This window comes from Petrotoga sp. Shatin.DS.tank11.9.2.9.3 (genome assembly GCF_003665005.1).
Taxonomy (GTDB): Bacteria; Thermotogota; Thermotogae; order Petrotogales; family Petrotogaceae; genus Petrotoga; species Petrotoga mobilis.
In genome coordinates, this window is record NZ_JGVT01000001.1 from 366,213 (window position 1) to 388,642 (window position 22,430).

19 protein-coding genes, 1 other RNA gene and 1 pseudogene are annotated in these 22,430 nt (G+C 33.7%); 8 read left to right on the forward strand and 13 right to left on the reverse strand.

Annotation, left to right across the window (positions count from 1 at the left end; all coding sequences use genetic code 11):
* Positions 1-38 precede the first annotated feature (38 nt).
* The 4 genes and pseudogenes from BZ25_RS01625 to BZ25_RS01635 form a co-directional block, all read right to left on the reverse strand.
* Positions 39-401 carry a hypothetical protein gene (locus BZ25_RS01625; protein WP_121515513.1) on the reverse strand — a complete coding sequence of 121 codons (363 nt, stop codon included), beginning with the start codon at positions 399-401 and terminating at the stop codon, positions 39-41.
* A complete protein-coding gene (locus BZ25_RS10175; RefSeq protein ID WP_147429922.1) occupies positions 389-574 on the reverse strand; it encodes a hypothetical protein in 186 nt (61 codons plus the stop codon). Before BZ25_RS10175 ends, BZ25_RS01625 begins: the two co-directional genes overlap by 13 nt.
* 139 nt (positions 575-713) lie before the next feature.
* A pseudogene (locus BZ25_RS01630) lies at positions 714-1,044 on the reverse strand (ISLre2 family transposase); the annotation flags it as partial.
* A 113-nt stretch (positions 1,045-1,157) separates the two neighbouring features.
* Positions 1,158-2,258, reverse strand: a complete 1,101-nt coding sequence (locus tag BZ25_RS01635; RefSeq protein WP_199676822.1) for a tyrosine-protein phosphatase — start codon at positions 2,256-2,258, stop codon at positions 1,158-1,160.
* A 209-nt stretch (positions 2,259-2,467) separates the two neighbouring features.
* Here BZ25_RS01635 and crcB point away from each other — a divergent pair, with 209 nt between their 5' ends.
* Entirely contained in the window at positions 2,468-2,845 is a 378-nt protein-coding gene (gene crcB / locus BZ25_RS01640) for a fluoride efflux transporter CrcB (protein ID WP_121515514.1), read from the forward strand.
* Between the two features lie 59 nt (positions 2,846-2,904).
* Positions 2,905-3,249, forward strand: coding sequence for a DUF190 domain-containing protein (locus BZ25_RS01645; RefSeq protein ID WP_121515515.1), 345 nt, complete (start codon positions 2,905-2,907; stop codon positions 3,247-3,249).
* 90 nt (positions 3,250-3,339) lie between these two features.
* Here the strand turns inward: BZ25_RS01645 and BZ25_RS01650 are convergent, their stop codons facing one another.
* The 5 genes from BZ25_RS01650 to BZ25_RS01670 all read right to left on the reverse strand — a co-directional run bounded on the left by BZ25_RS01650 (position 3,340) and on the right by BZ25_RS01670 (position 12,404).
* Positions 3,340-5,862, reverse strand: a complete 2,523-nt coding sequence (locus tag BZ25_RS01650) for an adenosylcobalamin-dependent ribonucleoside-diphosphate reductase (protein WP_121515516.1) — start codon at positions 5,860-5,862, stop codon at positions 3,340-3,342.
* A 94-nt stretch (positions 5,863-5,956) separates the two neighbouring features.
* Entirely contained in the window at positions 5,957-8,524 is a 2,568-nt protein-coding gene (glgP, locus tag BZ25_RS01655; protein ID WP_103064713.1) for an alpha-glucan family phosphorylase, read from the reverse strand.
* A gap of 127 nt (positions 8,525-8,651) precedes the next feature.
* Positions 8,652-9,386 (reverse strand): hypothetical protein, encoded by a 735-nt coding sequence (locus tag BZ25_RS01660; RefSeq protein ID WP_147429923.1) that lies wholly within the window; start codon positions 9,384-9,386, stop codon positions 8,652-8,654.
* A 306-nt stretch (positions 9,387-9,692) separates the two neighbouring features.
* Positions 9,693-11,420, reverse strand: a complete 1,728-nt coding sequence (locus tag BZ25_RS01665; protein WP_121515518.1) for an NAD+ synthase — start codon at positions 11,418-11,420, stop codon at positions 9,693-9,695.
* Between the two features lie 81 nt (positions 11,421-11,501).
* Entirely contained in the window at positions 11,502-12,404 is a 903-nt protein-coding gene (locus BZ25_RS01670; protein WP_121567218.1) for a phospholipase D-like domain-containing protein, read from the reverse strand.
* Between the two features lie 358 nt (positions 12,405-12,762).
* Here BZ25_RS01670 and BZ25_RS01675 point away from each other — a divergent pair, with 358 nt between their 5' ends.
* From BZ25_RS01675 to BZ25_RS01700, 6 genes are all read left to right on the forward strand, one after another.
* Positions 12,763-14,181 carry a glycosyltransferase gene (locus tag BZ25_RS01675; RefSeq protein WP_121515520.1) on the forward strand — a complete coding sequence of 473 codons (1,419 nt, stop codon included), beginning with the start codon at positions 12,763-12,765 and terminating at the stop codon, positions 14,179-14,181.
* Positions 14,182-14,242: 61 nt separating this feature from the next.
* Entirely contained in the window at positions 14,243-15,838 is a 1,596-nt protein-coding gene (locus tag BZ25_RS01680) for a DNA repair protein RecN (RefSeq protein ID WP_121515521.1), read from the forward strand.
* 16 nt (positions 15,839-15,854) lie between these two features.
* Complete coding sequence (locus BZ25_RS01685) at positions 15,855-16,475, forward strand: HEAT repeat domain-containing protein (RefSeq protein ID WP_103065454.1); 621 nt, start codon at positions 15,855-15,857, stop codon at positions 16,473-16,475.
* Between the two features lie 80 nt (positions 16,476-16,555).
* Positions 16,556-16,915, forward strand: a transfer-messenger RNA (tmRNA) gene (ssrA, locus tag BZ25_RS01690).
* Between the two features lie 264 nt (positions 16,916-17,179).
* Positions 17,180-17,359 (forward strand): hypothetical protein, encoded by a 180-nt coding sequence (locus BZ25_RS01695; protein WP_103065453.1) that lies wholly within the window; start codon positions 17,180-17,182, stop codon positions 17,357-17,359.
* Between the two features lies 1 nt (position 17,360).
* Positions 17,361-18,089 (forward strand): ATP-binding cassette domain-containing protein, encoded by a 729-nt coding sequence (locus tag BZ25_RS01700; protein WP_121515522.1) that lies wholly within the window; start codon positions 17,361-17,363, stop codon positions 18,087-18,089.
* 4 nt (positions 18,090-18,093) lie between these two features.
* Here the strand turns inward: BZ25_RS01700 and BZ25_RS01705 are convergent, their stop codons facing one another.
* The 4 genes from BZ25_RS01705 to BZ25_RS01720 all read right to left on the reverse strand — a co-directional run bounded on the left by BZ25_RS01705 (position 18,094) and on the right by BZ25_RS01720 (position 22,248).
* Positions 18,094-19,140, reverse strand: a complete 1,047-nt coding sequence (locus tag BZ25_RS01705; RefSeq protein WP_121515523.1) for a hypothetical protein — start codon at positions 19,138-19,140, stop codon at positions 18,094-18,096.
* A gap of 77 nt (positions 19,141-19,217) precedes the next feature.
* Complete coding sequence (truA, locus tag BZ25_RS01710; protein WP_121515524.1) at positions 19,218-19,955, reverse strand: tRNA pseudouridine(38-40) synthase TruA; 738 nt, start codon at positions 19,953-19,955, stop codon at positions 19,218-19,220.
* 11 nt (positions 19,956-19,966) lie between these two features.
* Complete coding sequence (locus BZ25_RS01715) at positions 19,967-20,545, reverse strand: hypothetical protein (RefSeq protein WP_121515525.1); 579 nt, start codon at positions 20,543-20,545, stop codon at positions 19,967-19,969.
* A 23-nt stretch (positions 20,546-20,568) separates the two neighbouring features.
* On the reverse strand, positions 20,569-22,248 hold the full coding sequence (locus tag BZ25_RS01720) for a phospho-sugar mutase (protein WP_103065449.1): 1,680 nt from the start codon (positions 22,246-22,248) through the stop codon (positions 20,569-20,571).
* Between the last annotated feature and the right edge of the window lie 182 nt (positions 22,249-22,430).

Genomic DNA, 22,430 nt, shown 5'->3' on the forward strand with positions numbered 1-22,430 from the left:
TTGATTCTATCCTTTAGTTCCTGAATAAAAATCCCTCCTTAATTTTTTGCTCTGATTAAAATAGCTCGATTGTGATGAAGTTTATACTTCCCGCTTTGCACGGCGATTTTTGATATCTCTTCTGCACTTACTATAATATCATTTGGCACATGCTCCATAATTTTTTTTATAGGTACAATAGATTTACCCTCCATTACTTTATCCACTATGTCCAATATCATAGTATTTAGATTATTTCCTTTAACACTGTATAAATCCCCTGTCTTTTTAATATTACTATCCATAAGAAGAAATAGTTGTAATTGTGCTTTATTCCATTTCATTCCGGATTCTTTTAATCTTTGGTGCAATTCTTCAACAGATTTAAGGGTTTTCAGTTGTTCATATATTATTTCTCCCAACAGCTTCCACCTCCATCGATCAATCTGATACTTTCAGCGTATTGGTAAGTGTTAATTGTGTCTCCACCCAATATAGAAGAAACTTTTGCTTTTTCGAGGTTTTCTATATCTGGTATTGTTATTAATTCTTGTGAATTAGCATAAACTGCACTTACTACCAATAAAAGGAACAAAAAAGAAGATATTTTAGCATGCTCGATTTATTTTTAGCAATTTTGGATGAGTAAGGATAGTGTCTAGAAACTGTTGAATATTTTTTTAAAGACAACCCATCTAATTGCTTAAAGCAAAGGCTCCATTATTATGTGTTTTTTATATCATTCTTCCATATTTTATTACTAATAGAATTCTATGAGATATCGTTAACTTTGATCATCTTTAATAATGTAATATTGTTTATTTTTTCTTTGGTATAAGTTTTAACTCTCTTTACTGCCTCTTTTATTTCCTTCTTTGTTACTTTATAACTTTCATCGTTGTTTTTTCGTTTTTTGCACCATTCGACGTCTCTTAAATTGTCTCCATTTTTCTCAAATGCCTTTAATTTCGCTCTTAGCTTTAATCCTTCTCCGATTTTTGAGGGTTTCGTCTTTGAATAGTTCAAACATCTTCTTGAAGATAATGGCCTGAATGTTGAAGACAACAAACTTCAATCATATTTAAATTAAAAGATATCATATTTTTTAGGCCTTTGATAAAAAATTTTGAAAAAATAGAAAATCCACCACAAAGGGGGGTATATAGATCTTGCTTTTTTTATTTTAGTTTCTGTTGTAGTTGATAAATTTGTTCCTTGGTTAATCCTACTCTTTCTGTTAGATATTTAATAGCTACCTCTTTTATATTTGAATCATCAACTCGATCACCATTGTTCATTTCAACAAATAAATCTGAAATTATTCTTTCAACTGCCTCATAGGCTGGTGTCCCTTCCTCTATATTGTAATAATTTTCGTATGATTTTACATAATCGCTATATATTTCTTTTGTTGAAGCATCCATTATTGCCCCGAAAAGTGCAACAGTTATACCTGCTCTATCCTTTCCTTCCACACAATGCACTAAATATGGAGGTTCTTTTTCAATCATGAAAAGTAACCCTTCTTTTAATTTCCTTGCAAAGTCTTCACTCATAGGATCTACACCCATGTTAAGAGCTATCAGATTGCCTTGATCATATATCGTCTTGTAATAACTTGAATACTGTAGATTGTTCATCAATTCTTCTTGTGAATCGGATAAATTAATTACAGTCTTAATTCCTGCTTTTTCCATTAATTTACTTGCATATGGAGAACGCGGATCATCGATGGATGGGTGTGAAGATCTATAAAGTTTCCCCTCTCCAATATTTCCAAGGGTAACTTCTCTAAAGTTGGCAAAGATTTCATCACTTGCATAGTCATCCCTGTTGTTTGTTCTAACTAAATGACGAATTTCAAGTTCTGATTTATACGCTCCTTTTTCTTTGAGTTGGATAGTTATTGTTTCTCCAATTTCTAAATTATAGGTTTTGGCGAAATTCCCATAGTTAATTGCAAGTTGAACATGACCACTTGTTGTTCTAACAAGTGGACTGCCTCTGTCAACGTCGCCATAAGTTGTAACAAAAGGTGCAATAACGTTTGTTTCATCAAGTTTTAATAATAGCATATCCCCTATTTCAAAACCATATTCGAAGATTGTTGTTTCTGGGATATCAGTATGGACATTTCCATATTTGTCAATTTCAGAAACAGTCCCAACCACATCTGACGAAACTATCCCTTGCGCAAAAGATATATTTACCAATGATAAAACTAAGAAAACAGCTAAAACGAAGCTTGCAGTATGAAAAACTTTCTTTAGCTTACTCACTTTCTTACACCCCCTAGTAATTTTCTTTTTTTGTTTCCTAAAGCAAATAATTAAATTTAGTTCACATAGATAATTTTTCAGAGTTACAAAATTACTTCCATGTCTTCTATTTTAAGATCCCTGTAATTATTATACCATCTTTTTTGTTTTTGAATAAAGATAATGTATAATAATGCTAAACGATACTACAAACAAGAAAGGAGCTAAGCATGGCAGAAATTTTCTTTGTAGGTTTAGGAGGATTTTTTGGAGCAATTAGTCGATTTTTGCTTTCGAGGTGGGTAAGCTTGAAACTTGAGGGTGTTTTACCTTATGGTACTTTAATAGTTAATGTTCTTGGGTCTTTTTTTCTTGGATTTATAATGACTTTTTTCTTAGAGAAAGGTATAACTCATCCTTACCTCAGATTGGCAATCACCACTGGATTTATCGGTGCTCTGACTACTTTTTCAACCTTTAGTTATGAGACAGTTGTTCTTATTGAAGAACGTGATTGGTTCTTTGCTGGAATGAATATCCTATCGAATTTGCTCTTAGCTCTTCTTTCTGTTATGGGAGGCATTATTGTAGCAAAGGCTATTAGCTAATTTCGTTTTCTTAATAAATTTATTTAAATTGCTAGGTAGTCCATAGAAAGGAGAAAATTATGCAATATTCAGGAGAAGGCAAGATTTTAAAAATATATATTGGTGAAACAGATAAATGGAATCATGAGCCGCTTTACCACGTTTTAGTTAAAAAGTTTAAAAAAGCTGGGATGGCTGGTACTACTGTCATTAGAGGTATAGAAGGTTTCGGGTTAAACAGTAGAATAGAAAGTGCACATATTTTACAATTATCCTCAGATCTTCCTTTGATAATAGAAGTGGTAGATGAGGCTGAAAAGATTGAAAAAATATTACCTGAGGTCCAGGAATTAGTTAAAGATGGATTAATTACTGTCGAAGATGTAAAGGTGATTAGTTATTCTAGCAGTAAAAAAAGTAGATAAAGTGCAGTTATGGTAGCTAAGTCATATTTACGAAGCAAAAACCCGGTGAGTATTTCCACCGGGGTTAAATTAATTGTTAATTATATCTTTTTAAGAACACTTTGACCATCCGCAAGTGGTGCAGGTGACACAGCCTGATTCGTTTATCAGAGCATTTTTAGATAGACAGCTTGGGCAGTATGCGTTGCCTTCTGAGTCTATGTAATAACCTTTTTCGTATTTTAAGTCGTTGGCGTAGACAAATTTTTCTACTTCTTCCCTGGTTTTAGGTGTGCCCGTTCTTATTACTTCATAATCTTCTATTTTAGATCCCCATAACTGGTTGAAATCGTTGAGGGCTTTGCTTATTTCCTGTGCCAATCCTTTACAATATGTTCCTTTAACTTTTTTTAATTGCTCAACTATTTCATCCGTTGAGACGCCTGCTCTTAAAGCTATGGATGATAATCTTCCAATGACCTCTGCCGTTTCCGTGCCATCTGATAGAAAGATTTCTACCGCTTCTCCAGCATCATCGAAAGAAACTGTGACGTATACCGTTCCCGTGTCGTGTTTGAACTTTCGTGTGACGCTTCGTAAGGTTTCTTTTCTTGGCCTTGCCCTTAGTTTGTGTTTTTCATCCAAGACAAAAAATGTGACGTTTTTGCCTTGTGTTCCGGATGTTTCTTTTTCTTCTTGGGATGCTGAGGTTAGAACTTGGGTTTCGAGGCTTCCATCTCTGTAAATAGTCAATCCTTTTAGGTTTAATTCTAATGCTTGTAGATAGATAGCTTTAACGTCTTCTATAGTTGAAGATTTGGGCATATTTATAGTTTTAGAACATGAGGCATCAAGATAACTTTGAATTACGTGTTGAGCCAACAAATGATCTTTTGGTGGTATATCCATAGAGGTTACAAATATTTTTTTGATTTCGTTTGGTATGCTGTCTATATTTTGAATACTTCCTTTTTCAATGATTTCTGCTTTTAACTCTTCTGTCATGTTGGTGCCTATTTTTTCCATTAATATTGGATTTATATAAGATAGAGGCACTCTGTCTCCTTCTTTGTTGGTCATGTATCTTACGTAGGATAGTAAGAAGTTTGGTTCGATTCCACTTGATGTGTCTGCTAAGTTAGATATTGAACCTGTGGGGGCTATGGTGTTTGTTTGTACATTTCTTTTGTATTTTGTGGCTTCGCCTTGAAAATGTTGGCGTATTTTTTCATTCCATATTTTTAGGTCTTCGTCTATTTCGTCATCCAACATGGGAAATGGTATGAAACCGTTAGGGTATTTGGATCGTTGAAAGTCTGGGAAATTGCCTCTTTCTTTGGCTAATTCAGTACTTGCAACGTGAGAGAAATACGCTAATTCGGCGGTTAATTTTGCCATGAACTTTCTGGCTTGTTCTGAGTTGTAGGGTAGCTCTTTTTTGTATAATGCATCCGCTAACCCCATTATGCCTAATCCAATAAATCTTTGCTTTTTCGATATTTCTTCAATTTCTTTCAGAGGGTAGATGTTTGATTCTATGACGTCATCTAAAAATCTTACAGCCCAATATACTATTTCTTGAAATTCTGAAATATCCTCAGAGTGGGGATTTCCTAAATCCATGTCTTCCACTAGTTTTGCAACGTCTATAGAGCCAAGATTACAACTTCCAAAGGGTGGCAGTGGTTCTTCTCCACATGGGTTTGTGGCAGTGACTGGAGTATGCTCACTCATAGCATAGTACTGATTGTGTCTGCCGAGGAAAAGCATCCCAGGATCTCCCGTTTTCCATGCGTTTTCTACCATTTTGTTCATTAAATCGTTTGCCTTGATAGTCTTTCTTATGGATGATGCGGGATGTTCTAAGGTGAGATCCCCATCTTCTTCGAGCATTTTTTTGAATTCTTTTGGGTTGTCAATGTTTACTGAAATGTTGAAATAATTCAAGACATTGTTGCCTTTGTTGTCTTTTTTGGAATTTATAAAGTCAAAGACATCGGGATGATCATACCTTAATACAGCCATTTGAGCTGCCCGCCTTGCCCCACCTTGTTCTATCGTGGAAGCTGCTGTGTTGAAAACATGCATGAAGCTAATAGGTCCGGAGGATTTTCCCCCTGTTCCTGCGATAGAAGAACCTTTTGGACGTAAAACAGAGAAGTCGTATCCTACTCCTCCTCCATATTTCATTATTAAAGCAGCATTTTTTACCGCATCGAATATGGCGCTCATTGAGTCGTCCATAGGGATTACAAAACATGCAGATAACATGTTGTGTTTTGTTCTTGAATCAAAAATTGTTTTGTAGTCTTCTAAAGTTGTTTCTTCTATATCTTTTTTGAATAATTGTCTGTCCATTGTTTTGCCTGCGTTGAATATCGTTGGACTGTTCGGTAAGAAAATTCGAGATTTAATTAGTTGATAAAAATGCTCTTCTGCATTTTTTATTTCTTCTACATCGTTGGTATAGTTTACTTCAGCTGCAGCAACATGTCTTGCAATCCTTTTTGCAACTTCATCCCATGTGCTTTCTAAATAATTCCCTTCGCCATCTTTTAAGAAATATCTGTCTTTTAATATGGTGATTGCATTCTTCGATGGTTCTTTTTGGATCCATTTATTTAAAACTCTCATGAAAATTACCCCCTTGAATCAATATATTGTACTTTTATATGATAACACGACAATATATTGAAATCAAGGGGGTCTATTAAAAATTTACAAAATCTTATTGAGGATATTTTACTAGTCCCATCAAGTAGTTTTTATGGGGCATGAGAGGATTGTTAGGTGTTACCCTTACATTTATTCCATATTCCCCCCTGTCTTCTATTTTAAATTTTACTGAGTATAGATATGTGTCTTTTTGTACTTCTTTGATGAGTTTCATATCGTACCGCCTTATGTTTGCAATCTTACCATCTTTTAACCTTGCAAATACAACTTCTGGTAGGATTGAGTCTGGACCTATACCTGGCAAGTATATTTCTGCTTGTACTCCTATTTCTTCTTCTGCATTTTTTACACCAGTAAGATCTTGATCGAGTTTGACATGTATTTTTATAGAGTCCCAATTTTCTTTTAACAATTTAACCCATCCGGCAAATTCTTTTGCCAATTTAAAGTCATCGTTTGAAAAACGTGTGTGCTGCTCGAAAGCGGGCATATATAGTTTTTGAGTGTATTCTTTGAGCATTCTGGCTGTGTTGAAAAAAGATGTGACACTTTTAATAGACTCTTTCATCTTTGATACCCATTCTTTTGAAACGTCAGTTTCTCCTTTTTCATAGTACATAGGCACTATTTGTTTTTCTAATTGGTTGTATATTGAAACACTGTCTATTTTGTCCTGTAATTTCAGGTCTTCGTAGTCTCTGTTATCCCCTATAGCCCATCCGTTTTTACCGTTGTATCCTTCAACCCACCAGCCATCTAAGACTGAGAAGTTTATGGCTCCATTCATTCCCGCTTTTTCACCTGATGTTCCAGATGCCTCTCTTGGACGTCTGGGGTTGTTTAACCAAATGTCCACCCCAGAGACTAAGTGCCTTGCCATATCCATGTCGTAGTTTTCTAGAATTATGACCTTATTTTGAAATTCAGGTTTTCGTGAGTATTCGTATATCTTTTTTATGAGTTCTTGACCTGGTTTATCCGCAGGGTGAGCTTTACCAGCGAATATTAATTGTACGGGTTTGTCTGGATCGTTCAAGATCTTTTTTAATCTTTCTTCATCGCTGAATATTAGATCTGCCCGTTTGTAAGTAGCAAACCTTCTGGCAAAACCGATAGTTAAAGCTTTTTCATCACCTATTTGGTTTACTTCCTCGAGTTGTTCAACTGTTTCTCCATGTCTCGATCTTTGTGCTTTTATACTCTTCCTAATGTATTCTATTAACTCTTTTTTTAATTGTTGGTGAGTTTCCCATAGTTCATGGTCAGGGATATTATCAATTTTTTCCCAAAGTTCTGGATCGTCAATTTTTGACATCCAGTCAGCACCCAGGTATTCTTTTAAAGATTCCTGCAATTTTGGGTTTAACCATGTGTCTATATGTACGCCATTGGTAACATAGTTTATAGGTACTTCCAACCATTCGATACCTGGCCAAACATGGTTCCATAACTTTCTCGATACTTCTCCATGTAGCCTTGAAACAGCATTTGATCTTCCAGAGAGTTTTAGCGCCAAAATGGTCATTGAAAATAATTCTTCTGCGTTTTGTCTCTTTTCTAATCCTAAATTGAGAAAGTCTTGCCTTGAAGCTCCTAATTTAGGCCAAAAGTCTCCAAAATATTTATCAATTAAAGAAATAGAAAATACATCGTTTCCAGCAGGCACGGGAGTGTGAGTGGTAAAAACGTTTCCAGCCCGAACCGCTTCTACTGCTTCCTGAAAAGTTAAGCCATGTTCTTGGACTAATTCACGTATTCTTTCAAGACCTAAGAATGCAGCGTGACCTTCATTCATGTGCCAAACAGATGGGTTGTATCCTAACTTTCTTACGGCTTTAACACCACCAATCCCTATTAGTATTTCTTGTTTTATACGCATTTCTATGTCTCCACCATACAATGTGGAGGTTATTTCTCTATCTTCAGGATCATTTTGCATTAGGTTGGTGTCCAAGAGGTATAGGTTCACTCTTCCTACCTTTACCTGCCAAACTTTAGCGAATACCTTTTTCCCTAATAGGTCTATATCGACGTATATTTCATCCCCGTTGCTATCTTTGGCGGGAATAATAGGAAAATCCGAAAAATCGTAATCTAAAAATATACTTTCTTGCCATCCTTCTGAATTAAGCCTCTGAATAAAATATCCCTTTTGGTATAGTAAACCTATAGCTATAAGCGGTATACCTAGATCACTTGCACTTTTTAGATGATCACCAGCCAATATTCCTAAACCACCAGAATACATAGGAAAAGACTCGTGAATGCCATATTCCATACAAAAGTAAGCAATTTCTCCATCTTTAAAAGAACGGTGGGTCTTACTGAACCATGTGTTGCTATTTTCATTCATATAATTAGAAAACTCTTTCATGACTTCTTGATAGAGTTCGTTAAATTTCGAATCTTCTGCAGCAGTGTTTAACTTTTTTTGTTCCACACGTTTTAAAAAGGTAACCGGGTTTCTCTGAGTGGACTCCCAAAGCTCTTTGTCTATGGTTTCGAATAAGGCTTGAGTTTTATAATTCCATGTCCACCACATGTTTTCAGAGAGTTCTTTTAACCCCAGAATCTTTTCCGGGATTTTTGGAACGACGGTAATTTTACTTATAAAATCCATTTTTTACCCTCCCAATATAGCTTTTGATGATAGAATCTTTAAAAATTAGATACCCCCTTTTGGACCCAACTCCAGTAAATCTTTTACAATAAATATTATACTTAAAAATTCTTTATTTTTATATTTTCTAATTATTGCTCCAAAATTCTTGAGATTCCGATATCATTATTAGTTCTCCAAAATTATTGGTTGATTTTTCTAAATAGTATATCTTGTTGAACAACCCATACTTTTTCGAAATGAAATAAATGTAGTCTTGGGATTCACCTACCGTACTTATCAAATTTTTTGATAAAGTAAACTCTTGATCGTTACTTACAATGGTGTAACTGTTCTCACTTTCTTTGATATATTCATAATTTGCTAATTCTGGAATCTCTAAGACCCTTATTCTTAAAAGATTTTCAACAAAGGTGAAAACATCTTCTACGATTTCTTCGTTTGGTACTATAACAAATTTAAAGATATTTCCATTTTCTAGAATTACAGAATATTCGAGTCCCCTGAAATCGTATGAAGGATATGAGATTACAATCATATCAGAGTTTTCAAAAAAGAAGAATCTATCGTCAAATGTTTGAATATTGAATGAACCAAACTTTGTTTTTACTGTGTAAGTGTTTGTGATATTGCTTTTTTCAATGGTTATATTGTAACCTTTGGGCGAAAAAGGCATTTTTTTAACCCGTTCGTAGCCTGTTTCTTTGATTTTTACATATGGATAGTAATAATGGCTTTCTAAGTTTTCTACATACAAATTCCATAGTATGAAAGTAGCAAAATATATGACTGCCATAGTGCCAATGATGATTAATAAATTTTTTAGACTGTCGTTGGATTGGTTTTTTTCTTTTTCTTCCATGATTTTTTCTCCTGTTTTAATGGTTGTTTTTAGCGCCCTTTTCCCCGTTCCCCACCCTTGGCCATTAAGGGGTTTCCCCCTTAAGATCCCCAAAATCAAAGTTCGTTTTAAGAAACTTTTTTGCATAAATCAGCAAAAGGGCTCTGCCCTGTGACCCTTTTAAAAGTAGAGCTTTTTTAGTTAATTGTTAACATCGTTTTTTGTAAGTTGCGCTTAGTCTTTATTTAGCGCCCCTTCGCCCCGCAGCCCGCCCATAAGGAAAAAGGTATTTATTTAGCTCCCTTTTCCCCACTTACTTGACATTAACTACCAGGGAATATATTTATTCGTAATTGGCATTCTTCTGTCTTTTCCAAAACTTCTTTCAGTTAGTTTTATACCAGGAGCAGATTGCCTTCTTTTGTATTCGTTCTTGTTGACCATGTTTATTACATTTTTCAATAACCCTTCATCGTATCCTTCCTGTAGTAATTCATCATATGACATTTCTCTGTCTATATACTTGAATAAAATCTCATCGAGTAAAGCATATGGCGGCAAAGTATCCTCATCTTTTTGATTTGGTCTAAGCTCTGCTGAAGGCGGTTTTTCTAATATAGATCTTATAATAATTTCTTTTCCGTGAAGTTCGTTGTATTTTCTAGCAACTTTATATAAGTCTGTTTTGTATAAGTCTTTAATGGGAGAGAATCCTCCCGCCATGTCACCATACAATGTAGCATATCCTGTAGCTGCTTCACTTTTGTTGCCGCAAGCTAAGGCTAAATATCCGAATTTGTTCGAAAATGCCATTACTAAGTTTCCCCTTATCCTTGCTTGAATGTTTTCTTCAGTTTTGTCTTCATCAGTGTTTTTAAAGCTTTCCTTCAAATTTTCAATATATTTTTCGTATATGTCATTTATTGGTATTATTTTATAATTAATTCCCAAATTTTTGGATAGCTCTATCGAATCATCGATACTGCCTTTAGAAGAGTATTGAGAAGGCATTAGTAATCCCAAAACATTTTCAGGACCTATAGCGTCCGCAGCAATAGCGGCTGTGAGCGAGGAATCTATTCCTCCACTCAATCCTAATACAACTTTTTGAAAACCATTTTTCCAAACGTAGTCTTTTATCCCTGTTTTTACAGCGAGGTACAATTGCTCGTATATATCAAAAGAGTCAACTTTAACAGCTTTTATAGGAGTTTTTTCTCTAATCTTTTTTCCTATTTTGATTGTATTTACACTTTCATAATAGGCACTTTGATTGTAATGCTTCCTTTTCCCTTCCCTTAAATTGGCTCTAGTGGGTTCGAGGGGATCTAAATCTATAAAATACAAGCCTTCTTCAAAAGAAGGAGCGCTTAATTCTATTTCTCCGTATGGGTTAATTACAACGCTTCCACCATCGAAAACTAACTCATCTTGACCACCTATAATATTGCAATAAGCGATCCAACTCGATAACTCTGATGCTCTAGTTTTAAGCATTTCAAACCTTACTTTATTTCTTCCCTTATAAAAAGGAGATGAAGAAAGATTTAAAATCAAATTGGCTCCGTTTTGGGCTAAAGAAACAGCCGGTCCATTGGGAACCCACAGATCTTCACAAATTGTAATTCCTATTTTGATCCGTTCCATTTCCATTAAAAAAGGTACTCTACCGGCAGTAAAATACCTTTTTTCGTCAAAAACAGAGTAGTTTGGTAAGAACATCTTTTTATAACTACCATAGATTTTGCCTTTGTATATAACAAAAGCAGAGTTGTAGGATTCAACATCCCAGTCAACAGCACCTAAAACTATTACAACATCTTTAGATTTACTAAAATCTTGTATTTCTTCTATACTTTTCAAAGAATCCTTGAGAAATTGAGTTTTTAAGATTAAATCTTCTGGAGGATAACCATTTAGAGATAATTCTGGAAAGAGTATTAGATCGGCACCTTTTTCATCTGCCTTAGAGATGAAATCTTTTATCTTTTCAACATTTCCTGGATAGTCGCCAACTGTAGAATTCATTTGAGCCAAAGATATTCTTATTTTCATAGCTAATTTATGCTTTAGGTTTATTTTTTAAAAGCATGGACCTCCTTTTTCGGATATTGAAAAAAGAAACACCAATATATTTTACCATTCTTGCCATAATAAATCAAATTTTCTATTTATGATGTCAGCTAACCTTTTGTTTTTTATTATGACAACCATTTCGTCGTTTTTCTCTCTTGCCCTGTACGTCAGATTGTAACTTCCTATAATAACTGTTTCTCCATCTATTGTTATACACTTTGCATGAATGTCATTCCTATACTTTATATTTATGCCTTGCATATATTTTAAGGGTGAAGTGTAGATTTTGTTCCAATCATCGGATAGTATTTCAACCTTTACATTGTTGGAAGAAACTTGTTCCAAGATGTGAACGAAATAGGGATCGGTGAAAGAATACGAAAAGACTTTTAAAGAAATTTTGGATCTCTTAATCTCATTTAAGACTGAGTTAAGAACCTCTTTTGATGGCCCAGTTATTATTTTTACCTTCCCAAATTCGGTGGTGTTTAGACGCTGATTGATTACTTCTTTTGAATATCCAAATTTACCCCTTTGAAAGTTCTCATATTCATCAAGAAAAACTTTAACAATCTTTTCATCTTCGGTGTAGATGAAGATGTTTAGATCTGTTAATAAACCGCTTGTAGTGAAGTTCCCAGTTCCAAATAATACTGAGTTGTTATCGAAGATCATATATTTTTGATGTAGGTAACCGTCAGTGTTTTTATCGTATTTGATGCTTAAATTTATATCTCCAGAATATCCTCCATCTTTTTCTAAAAATATTTGATGGTTTATAGCTGATAAATTTTCAGAAATTGTATCATCTAAACTAAAAGATACAACTTTTACTGAAGTGCTTGTTTTTAGTTTTTGATTTATAAAGTGTACTAATTCGCCACCAGAGAAGAAGAGTTCAAAGGAAAAAAGCGAGGTAAAGGAAAATAGAAATAATGCTGTTAAAGTAAATTTTGTTTTCAATGTTGTTAAACCTCCGTGTGGTGAACTTTTGAAGCTTTATTATGAGAATTACTTCTAAAACTGTGTTAGCGCCCCTTCGCCCCGCTCCCCGCCCATAAGGAAAAAGGTTTTTCATTTTTTGCCAAACGGCCCATCTATTAAGGAAAAAAGGGTTTTTATTTTTTGCCAAGCAGCCCATCTATAAGGAAAAAAATCAATATTTTGCCCCGTTGCCCACAGAAAAAAGATTGAAATCTTTAGAATTATAGCATATTTTCAGATTATGTTTCTAAAAAGCGCGTTGAAAAGAAAATTTATTATAAGTATGGTAAAATATATTTGTTGTATTGCAAATAACAGACTATTGGAGGAATTTTGCATGAAGGTGTTGTTTCTCAATCCTCAGGGCAACTTTGACAAAAACGATTCTCATTTAACTGAGCATCCTGATTTTGGTGGTCAGTTGATCTACGTTAAAGAAGTATCTAAAGAGCTGGCTAATTTAAATGTTTCTGTGGATATAGTTACCAGACAGATAATTGATCCCAACTGGCCCGAGTTTTCTAAGGAGTTGGATTATTTTGATACGAATAAAAACCCAACTATCGTTAGAATACCTTTTGGCGGAGAAAAATTTTTAAACAAAGAACAATTGTGGCTATTTTTAAAGGAATACGTTGATAATATTCTTTCATTTTACAAAGGCAAAAATATAGATTTCATAACCACTCATTACGCCGATGGAGGGTACTCAGGAGTTCTTTTAAAATCAAAATTAGGCTTAAATTTCTCGTTCACAGGGCATTCTTTAGGTGCCCAAAAAATGGACAAATTAAACGTCTCTTCGGAGAATTTTGAAGATCTCGACAAAGAGTACCATTTTTCACAAAGAATAATGGCTGAAAGGTTGTCAATGCAATACGCATCTAAAATTATTGTCTCCACATCTATGGAAAGATATGAACAATATTCTCATCCTTTGTATGCCGATGTTTCTGAAGTTGCAAACGACAGTAAATACAAAGTGATTCCCCCTGGAGTTAACACGGATATCTTTAACGACGATATGACTGTTCTCGATCAAGACACTGTCGCTCAAATTGAAAATAAATTAAATAAACAGCAAAAACCTTTTATCATTCTTTCCAGCCGTTTAGATGCTAAAAAGAATCATATCGCTGTTGTGAAGGCATATGCAAATTCTAGAGATCTTCAAGATAAGGCAAATCTAGGAATATTTCTTAGGGGCATTCCTGATCCTTTCACCGACATACAAAAATTGTCAGAAAAAGAAAGATCCATCCTAACCCCAATTTTGGAAGAAATAGAAAAAGCAGATATAAAAGATAAGGTATATTTTTTTGATTTAAAATCTCAAATTGCCTTAGCTACCGCTTACAAACTCTTTTCAAAATTGAAGTCCGTTTTTGTTTTACCCTCTTTTTATGAACCTTTTGGCTTAGCTCCTATCGAAGCAGGCGCTTGTGGCCTTGCTGTTGTTGCAACAAAGAATGGTGGACCAAGCGAAATATTTTCGGATGGTTCAGGTGTGTTAATTAATCCTGAAGATATTCAAGATATTGTTGAGGGCTTAATAAAAGCTTTGAATAATTATGATTATTTTTCAAAAAAGGTTAAAAAAAGAGTTTTAGAAAATTATACTTGGAAGAGTACTGCTAGAGGATATTTAGAGGTTATTGAGGAAGGAGTTAAACTTCCCAAAAAAACGTTAGAAAAAGTGCCTCCTTTAGATGCAAATGAAATAATACTTGATTATTTAAAAAATAAAAAGATTTAAAATTATGGTATAATTTCGATGATAGAAGAATAAAGTGCCGATTGTAAGGTTGGTGTGGTAAATGCTACTTTCTTTGTCCATAAAAAATTTTGGTCTCTTTAAAAGTGCTAACGTGGATTTTAACGATAATTTCTGCGCTATCACCGGTGAGTCGGGAACGGGAAAATCCATGTTTCTAAATGCTTTAAATCTTTTTTTAATAGGAAACGTTCCTCAAAACCTGAAGACCTCAGAAGGTTCAGTTTCAGCATATTTTACCGTTAATGATTTTATCAAAGAGATGCTGAGAGAATACGTGCCCTTTGATGGTGATGATTTGATCTTAGCCGTAAATTTCACTCCTAAAAAGACACTTTTCAGAGTTAACGATACAATAGTTCCTAAAAACGTCGTTCAAGACATTTCGAAGTATCTGTTAGAAATACATTCTCAAGACTCCAACATAGCTTTGAGAGACGAGAATTATCAGAATTCTTTGATTTTTAAGATTTTGAGAGAGAAATTCCCCGAATATTTTTTTGATTACGATAAGGGGTATGAGGAATACTTGAATTTGAAAAGAAAGCTAGAAAACCTTCCAACCAATAAAACCGAAATCTTTCGAAATATTGATATTTTAAACTACCAGATCCAGGAAATTGAAGAGGCGAATCTTCAACCTCATGAAGATGATGAACTTTCTGCTCGGTTTAAAACTCTAAATAATTTAGAAGAAATCAGGGAACGTTTGGTAGAATCTTTAAACATACTAAAAGATAGAGAGGAACAAAGTATCGATGAGGAAATTGGTTATATAATTTACAATTTGTCAAAGTTAAAAGATTTTGGATTCATTGAAGAACATTCTCTAGCTTCGTCTATTCAGGAACAAATAGCCGAATTATACACCCTTTTAGAAAATAGATTATCTCAACTAGATAGCGATCCAGAAGAATTGGAAAGAGTCAGCGAGAGACTGAACAAAATCATCGATTTAAAAAGAAAATATGGTCCATCTCTTGATGATGTTTTAAAAAATCTCAACAAGTTTAGAATTCAAAAAAATGAATTAGAAGAAATAAAAAGCGATTTTCACGAGTTAGAACCAAGATTATATAAATTGAAAGACGAATTATTAGAACTCAGTGATAAAATAATAGAGAAGGTTACTCCTTTTCTCAACGATTTAAAATCAAACATTGAAAACAATCTGAAGGATCTTAATATGGAAAATAGTAAGATAGATTGGAAGATAGAAAGACTAAAAGAGCCAAAAAAAGAGGCAGCACATAGGATCACCTTTTTATTAAAAACAAATCCAAAAAGTGATTTTATGCCTTTATCCGAAATAGCTTCTGGGGGTGAATTGTCTAGAATAATATTAGCAGTGGAGGTTGTACTAGGGAAAAATCACGCAATTGATACTATGGTTTTTGACGAGATTGATTCTGGAGTTGGCCCAAGGATGGCAGATGTTGTAGGAAATAAACTCAACGAATTATCAAAAGACAAACAAATTATTGTAATCACTCATATGCCCCAAGTAGCAAATTTCGCCACTGAACACTTTAAAATAGTAAAATCGTCAAACGAAGAAACTAGTTCAGCAATCATAAAATTATCAGAAAATGAAAGATTGGAAGAAATAAAAGAGATGTACGGGAATATTGTCTATTGAAAAGGATGTGTAAAAGATGTACAGTCGTGAAGATCTGATAAAAAAGATAGTTGATGAAAAAGGACTTCAAGCTATACCTAATTTAATAGAGCTATTAGATGACGATGATTACGAAGTTCGAGAATTGGCAAGGGATGCATTGAGCGTTATGGCACCCGAGGGAAAAGAATACCTTTTACAAGAGTTCAAACGAAGATTCAATCTGAACTTTCAAGACGATACTGTTTTGTTGTATCTAGCTGAACTTTTATCTGACTTGAAGTGCCATGAAATAGTGGAAAACCTTAAGATGATGTTCAATAAATTTTCAGATGAGAGGGCTTTCCCTTTGATCATAGAAAATCTATTAAAAATCACAAAAGATGAATCTTATTTAGACATATTGAAAACTTATATTGACAGCGATGAATGGGAAATAGAAGAGATAAGCGTTATGGCCATTACCGAGTTACCGAACAGAAAAACTTTAGATATACTTTTAGAAAAGTATTATAAAACTTCCAACAACTCTTTAAAAGTGCTCATTTTGGATTCAATAACAAAAATCTTGTCTAAGAATTTTGATTTGGTTCCATACCTACAAGAACGTGACCCAGAAATATCTGAAAAACTACAGTGGCATCTTAAGAGGTCTTGATTTTGAACTGAAAATTTGTTATAATATAAACGTATCCCAGCAAAAAGAATTCACCCCGAACGGGTTAAGGAATAAAGTATGGGGACGATTGGGTTCGACGGGAATAGGCTGAAGTCGGGAAGCGAGTCGAGGAGTCTGAAACCTCGTAAAAAACGAAAAAACATTGAAATGCCGAAGAACCAGAATTAGCATTAGCTGCTGCGTAGACGGCGGCTCGTCTCTCCCCAAGTTTTCTTGGAACCTTGCTTGAGGAATGAGGCGTCAGAAAAAGGTTCCACTTCTAAAATCTCTTACCCGGATTTTAGAAGTACCAACGGGTAATAGGAAATTGTGACTCGGTCCGCAAAGTCACAATTTCCGAAAACTGATTGCGGACTGCGCTCGGAGAAGCCGGCTTCACCTATTTTCGGACGCGGGTTCGATTCCCGCCGTCTCCACCATTTTTTAAGGCAAAATGTTAAAACTTTCACATTAATTGTTCAGGCTTTAGCTCAAGAAATACAATCGTTCTTAAAAATAATATTTTATGTTAAACAAAGAAAGGGAGGCATAGACCGCCCTTTTTTCTTTTCTTAAACATGTGATTTTTCACTGTTTTATAAAAGAAATGTAATGAAATTTAGCTTTTTTGTATAAAGAAGAGAGTATCATATTGTTGGTAAGCCACCAATTTTAAGATTAAGCGAAGGAAGGCGGCACTCACGATGTATGAAAAAAATCAAAGTACTTACGAAGAAAATGATGATTATGCAAAATTTAAATACTCTTCCCAAATTGATTTTATTAGATCCCTAAAAAATGCTGATAATGAAGAAAGTATTAGAAAGTTAGCTTTAGTCAAAGAGGAATATTTTTTTAATAATATGAAAAGCACAAAACATTAAAATGGATAAAGATAAGATTATCGAAATTAAAGATTTATCTGTATACATTAACAATCAAAGACTACTAAATGATATTAATTTAGAAATATCAAAAAATGAAATTCTTTTAATTTATGGACCTAGGAATGCAGGTAAATCTTTATTAGCAAGATCTATTGTAACTTTGAATGAGGAACTTTTTAAAAACATCCAAACTACTGGTGAGATTTTATTTTTAGGTGAGGATGTCAATAATATTGAAAAACGATATCTGCGCTCCGAAATTGCATATTCGGAGCCAACCTTTGTTGATAATATAAATTTCTTAACTTTAAGTGAAGTCTTCAACCTCGTATTAGGAATAAAACCTTCCGAGATATCACATGAGCAATTTATACTTCTTGAAAAGCTTAATATCGCACATATCTTTTCCAATCATTCTTCGTTAAAAAGTTATGAGAGTTTTTGGAATTGGACAATTGGAGATAAGATTTCATTTATAATTTTTCTGAGTTTAGTTAGAAACCCACAAGTATTCATATTTGATTCTATCTTAGATCATTTGGACGATTTCATGCATAAAAATATTAAAGACTTTCTTTACGATATCAAAGAAGATCGATCATTGATTATATCTACAAGAAATCTCTCCTTGTTTTCAGACATTGCAGAAAAGATTGTTTTTTTGGATCAGGGTGAGATTGTTTACAAAGGGAGTATTGAAGGTTTTTTGCTGAATTTCCCTCTTTAGTTTATTACTCATCTTCATTAGAATAGATTATAACTTCGTTTTTTGTAATTTCGATATCAAACTTACCTAAATCGTATTCCTTTTGTGGTGCATAGGAAGGCAACTCTAAAAACATATTGTAAACATTTCCTTCTTTGAATATTCCTCCAGCAAATTCAATCCTATAACTTTCTAATTTGAAGGTTTTTATTTGAATATATTCATCTGTGACCAAAATGGATAAAGGAGCTCTTTCAAAATCTCGATTTATATTCTTTTTACCCAAAGTGAGAAATTGGCCCGAACTGGAAAGTAAGTATACCGTACTATCTTTTTCATAGGCAAAAACAATTTCTCCATCGATATAGAATGTCTTACTTTTTTCTTCTATATCACCATAATCACAATAAAACCGGGATTTAGTAATGACAGGTTCTCCTTTTTTTGGCACCCAAATAGATAAAGGTTCTCCATAGAAAAATACGCCACTTTCAATTTCAAATACTTTATCTATATTAGTTTCAACTTTTTTATATATCTGTTGTTTTTCCAGATCTAATGTATATTTTTCACCTTCATAATTCGTTAAGTCTATTTCTATTTTTTTTACTCCATCCGTGAAAGTAAGTTTTGAAGGTGGTACATTTATTGTAATTGGTGTTTTTATTTTTAGATTGTTTAAAGTAGCTTCTCTGCTGTCACCCGTAATTTCTAGCTCTATCCATTTTGAAGGTACTCTTGTAATCATCTCACCAATGGGTGGAGAAAACTTATGCTCAAAAATAAAACCATTGACATCTAAAAGTACACTCATATTTTGATTCCAACTTAAAAAAGCAGACGTTTTGGTTCCATCGTCTGTAAGAATAAAAGAGTTTTCTGCGATAACAAAAACGCTCCTAGGAAGTTCCTTAAGTATTTCATGGATAGTACTATCCAAATTTTCCATTGAGGTTGTAAAAATTGTGTTGTTATATCTTATATAAAATAGATCGTTAATATAATCTATTTCCAAAATTTGAGAGTTTTCATCAGGAGGTATGGAGATATCCGCGTATTTGTAGAGATTCAACAAGACCTCGTCGAAATAGTTAGAAGGTCCATTATAAATTAAGCCTATTTCCACTTTGGCTAAGATTATACCATTTATTAAAATAAAGCTGAGTAAAAATACAACCCTTGCGCAGGAGCTGAGGCAGGTGCTAAAGCTCTTTTTTTTGCTTCCAAAATTTCCTGTATTTTTTCCACTTCCCATACATCTGTACCCACCTTTACCAATGAACCTACGATATTTCTAACCATTCTTTTTAAAAAGGACTTGCCTTCAACTCTTATCAATATTAAATCTTTTCTTAACTCTATTATTCTTACCCTATAAATGGTCCTTATGGGATTTCTTTCATCGTTACCGGTTTTAAAACTTGTAAAATCATGCTCCCCTTCAAAATATTTTGCTGCCTGTCTCATCTTTTCTAAATTCAATGTAAAAGGGATCCACCATACTCTGTCCCTTAAAAATATATTTGGATCTTCACTAATATAAATAAAATAATGATATATTCTTTTTTTTGCCTCTGCCCTTGGATTAAACCCTTCTTTTACTTCTTTGACTTCTTTTACATACACATCTTCTGGTAAAATAGCATTCAAAGCATCTTTGATATTTTTTTCAGTCATATTTTCATTTTCTACTTTAAAGGAAATAACTTGGCCTACCGCATGTACTCCTGTATCAGTTCTTCCACACGCATAAGAAGGAATTTCTTTTTTAAAAATAACCTTTAAGGCTTTTTCAAACTCATCTTGAACGGTACGAAATGTCGGTTGACTCTGATAACCATAAAAGTTTGAACCATCATACATTACCGTTGCTGCAACCCATTTCACGAATACTCCTCCTAATATGTCTTCTGTAATAGTTGAGCTTCTAAAATTTTGAATGCGATTTCCGATTCAAATCTTTTTAATAGATCTATATTTCTTTTATAAATCCCTTCATAGATCTTTATCAAATACAAATTAACAAATTTTGTAATTCTTTGAGCAATCAACTCTCTAACGTCAAGAGGAACATTTTCAACCGTCTTTTCTAACCAATAACTAAAATTATTGTTTATATCGTTTTCTAAAATCAAATCGTTGAAAGAAGAGATTACTCTCCTTAACCCTGCATATTTAGAAACCAGATCAACATAATCACCATGAATCTCTCTAACCGTGTTAGATATGTCATCACAATAACTTAATTTAAGGTATTTTCCTCTTCGCTCGCTTATATTTAAATATCTTCTTATACCTGATAGATCATTATTATCCTCTTCCACAAGAAAATATCCCACGAAGTTAACAGAACCTTTTCTTAAAATCGAAGGCGGAAGAATGTCGTTTATTTTTATAGTGCTTCCATCTAAATAAGAAATATCGTTGATTTCTACGAAATTACCATTATCTGTAAATAAAACGTTATGAAACCTCATTTTCACTCACCTTTATTAGAATACTAAACATTTACAATTTCTGAGATAGCCTGCTCAGCATCTTTTATCAATTTGCGAGATTCATTTTCGGAAGATGATTTTACCATAATATAAAATTTGATTTTTGGCTCTGTGCCTGAAGGCCTCGCTATAATTTTAACGTTTGAGTATCTCAGTTCTACTACGTCGGATTTCGGAAACCCCTCTATTCCATTAAGATAATCTAAAGTTTCCTTCAAAGGAAAATCACCAACTTTTATAGGAGGATTTTTTCTCATTTTGCTCATTATGCGTTTTATTTTTTGAGTTCCTTCAAACCCTTCAAAAGTAAAAGAAAGAAGCTTTTCATCATAATAACCATATCTTTCTTTTAGATCTTTCAAATACTCGGTGAGTGTTTTCAGTTTGGATAGGGACTCAGAACTCATAACGGAAATTAATGCAGCAGCAATTATGGCATCTTTATCCCTCACATGATCGTTCGCCAAATATCCATAACTTTCCTCAAATCCAAATATAAATTTTTTCCCACTTCCTAGGTATTTTTCTATTTTTTCTCCTATATATTTGAATCCTGTCAATGTTTCTTCGACTTTTACATCGAACTCTTGGGCAATGGGTTTAACCATATCAGTAGTGACTATTGTCTTTACAATGTAATCGTCTGGTTTTAAGGAAGAAAATTCCCTAAATTTGCTTAACAAATAATGAGCCAACATCACTCCAATTTGATTTCCTGTAAAAGATACATAATCGCCTTTATACTTCTCAAATACCCCTATTCTGTCTCCATCAGGATCCGTTGCCAAAATTAGATCGGCATCTATTTCTTTTGCTTTTTTCAAAGCTAATTCAAATGCTTCTTTCTCTTCGGGATTAGGAACCTTTAAAGTTGAGAAAGAAGGATCAATTTTTGATTGTTCTTCAACTAGACTAAACTCAAAACCTAACCTATTCAAAATGCCTTCAACTAATTTCAAAGCAGCTCCATACAATGGTGTATATACTATTAAGGGTTTTTTATCCATTTTTGGATTTAAGGACCTAATGTACCCTTCAATTTCATCTAAATAATCATTGAAAATAGATTCGCTGAGTATATTTATTTTTTCAGAATTAACAGCTTCTTCGAATCCCATCATTTTAATATCTTTGAAGTAATCTAACTTTTCAATTTCTGAAGTAATTTCATTTGCATATTGGGGAACAGCTTGAGTGCCGTCGGATGTATAAACCTTGTAACCGTTGTATTGCGGTGGATTATGGCTTGCTGTTATGATTATTCCTCCATCTGCTTTTAATTTTCTTACGGTGAAGGAAAGTAAGGGTGTAGGAGCAACTTGATCAAAAATATGTACATTAACGTTATTAGCAGCCAATACTCGAGCAGCAACCTTTGCAAATAGGTCGGAGTTTAACCTCGTATCGTAAGCAATAACAACACTCGGAAAATCTTTATATTTTTTTAAATAATTAGCGAAGCCCTGAGTTGCTCGAGCTACTGTATATACATTCATTCTGTTGGTACCAACACCCATTATACCCCTTAATCCACCAGTTCCAAACTCTAAATCTTTATAAAAGCGATCAATAATTTCCTCTTCATTATCCTTTAAACGGAGTAGTTCTTCCTTGAAATCATCTGTTACACTTTCAAGCCATTGCTGATATCTTTTATATGCTACTTCCTTAACATCCTCCATCTCACTTCCTACCTCCATTTTTAGAATTTTTTTGTCTAAAAAATTATATCATATTTTCTTCATTTTAATAAACAAAAATGCCGCGTATATTCTACGCGGCAATTTTTAGGGCGGGACTTGGGCAGAGAAACATTTAAAAAAAAGGAAGGGGGCGATACCTACTCTCACACGTCAAAGCGTAC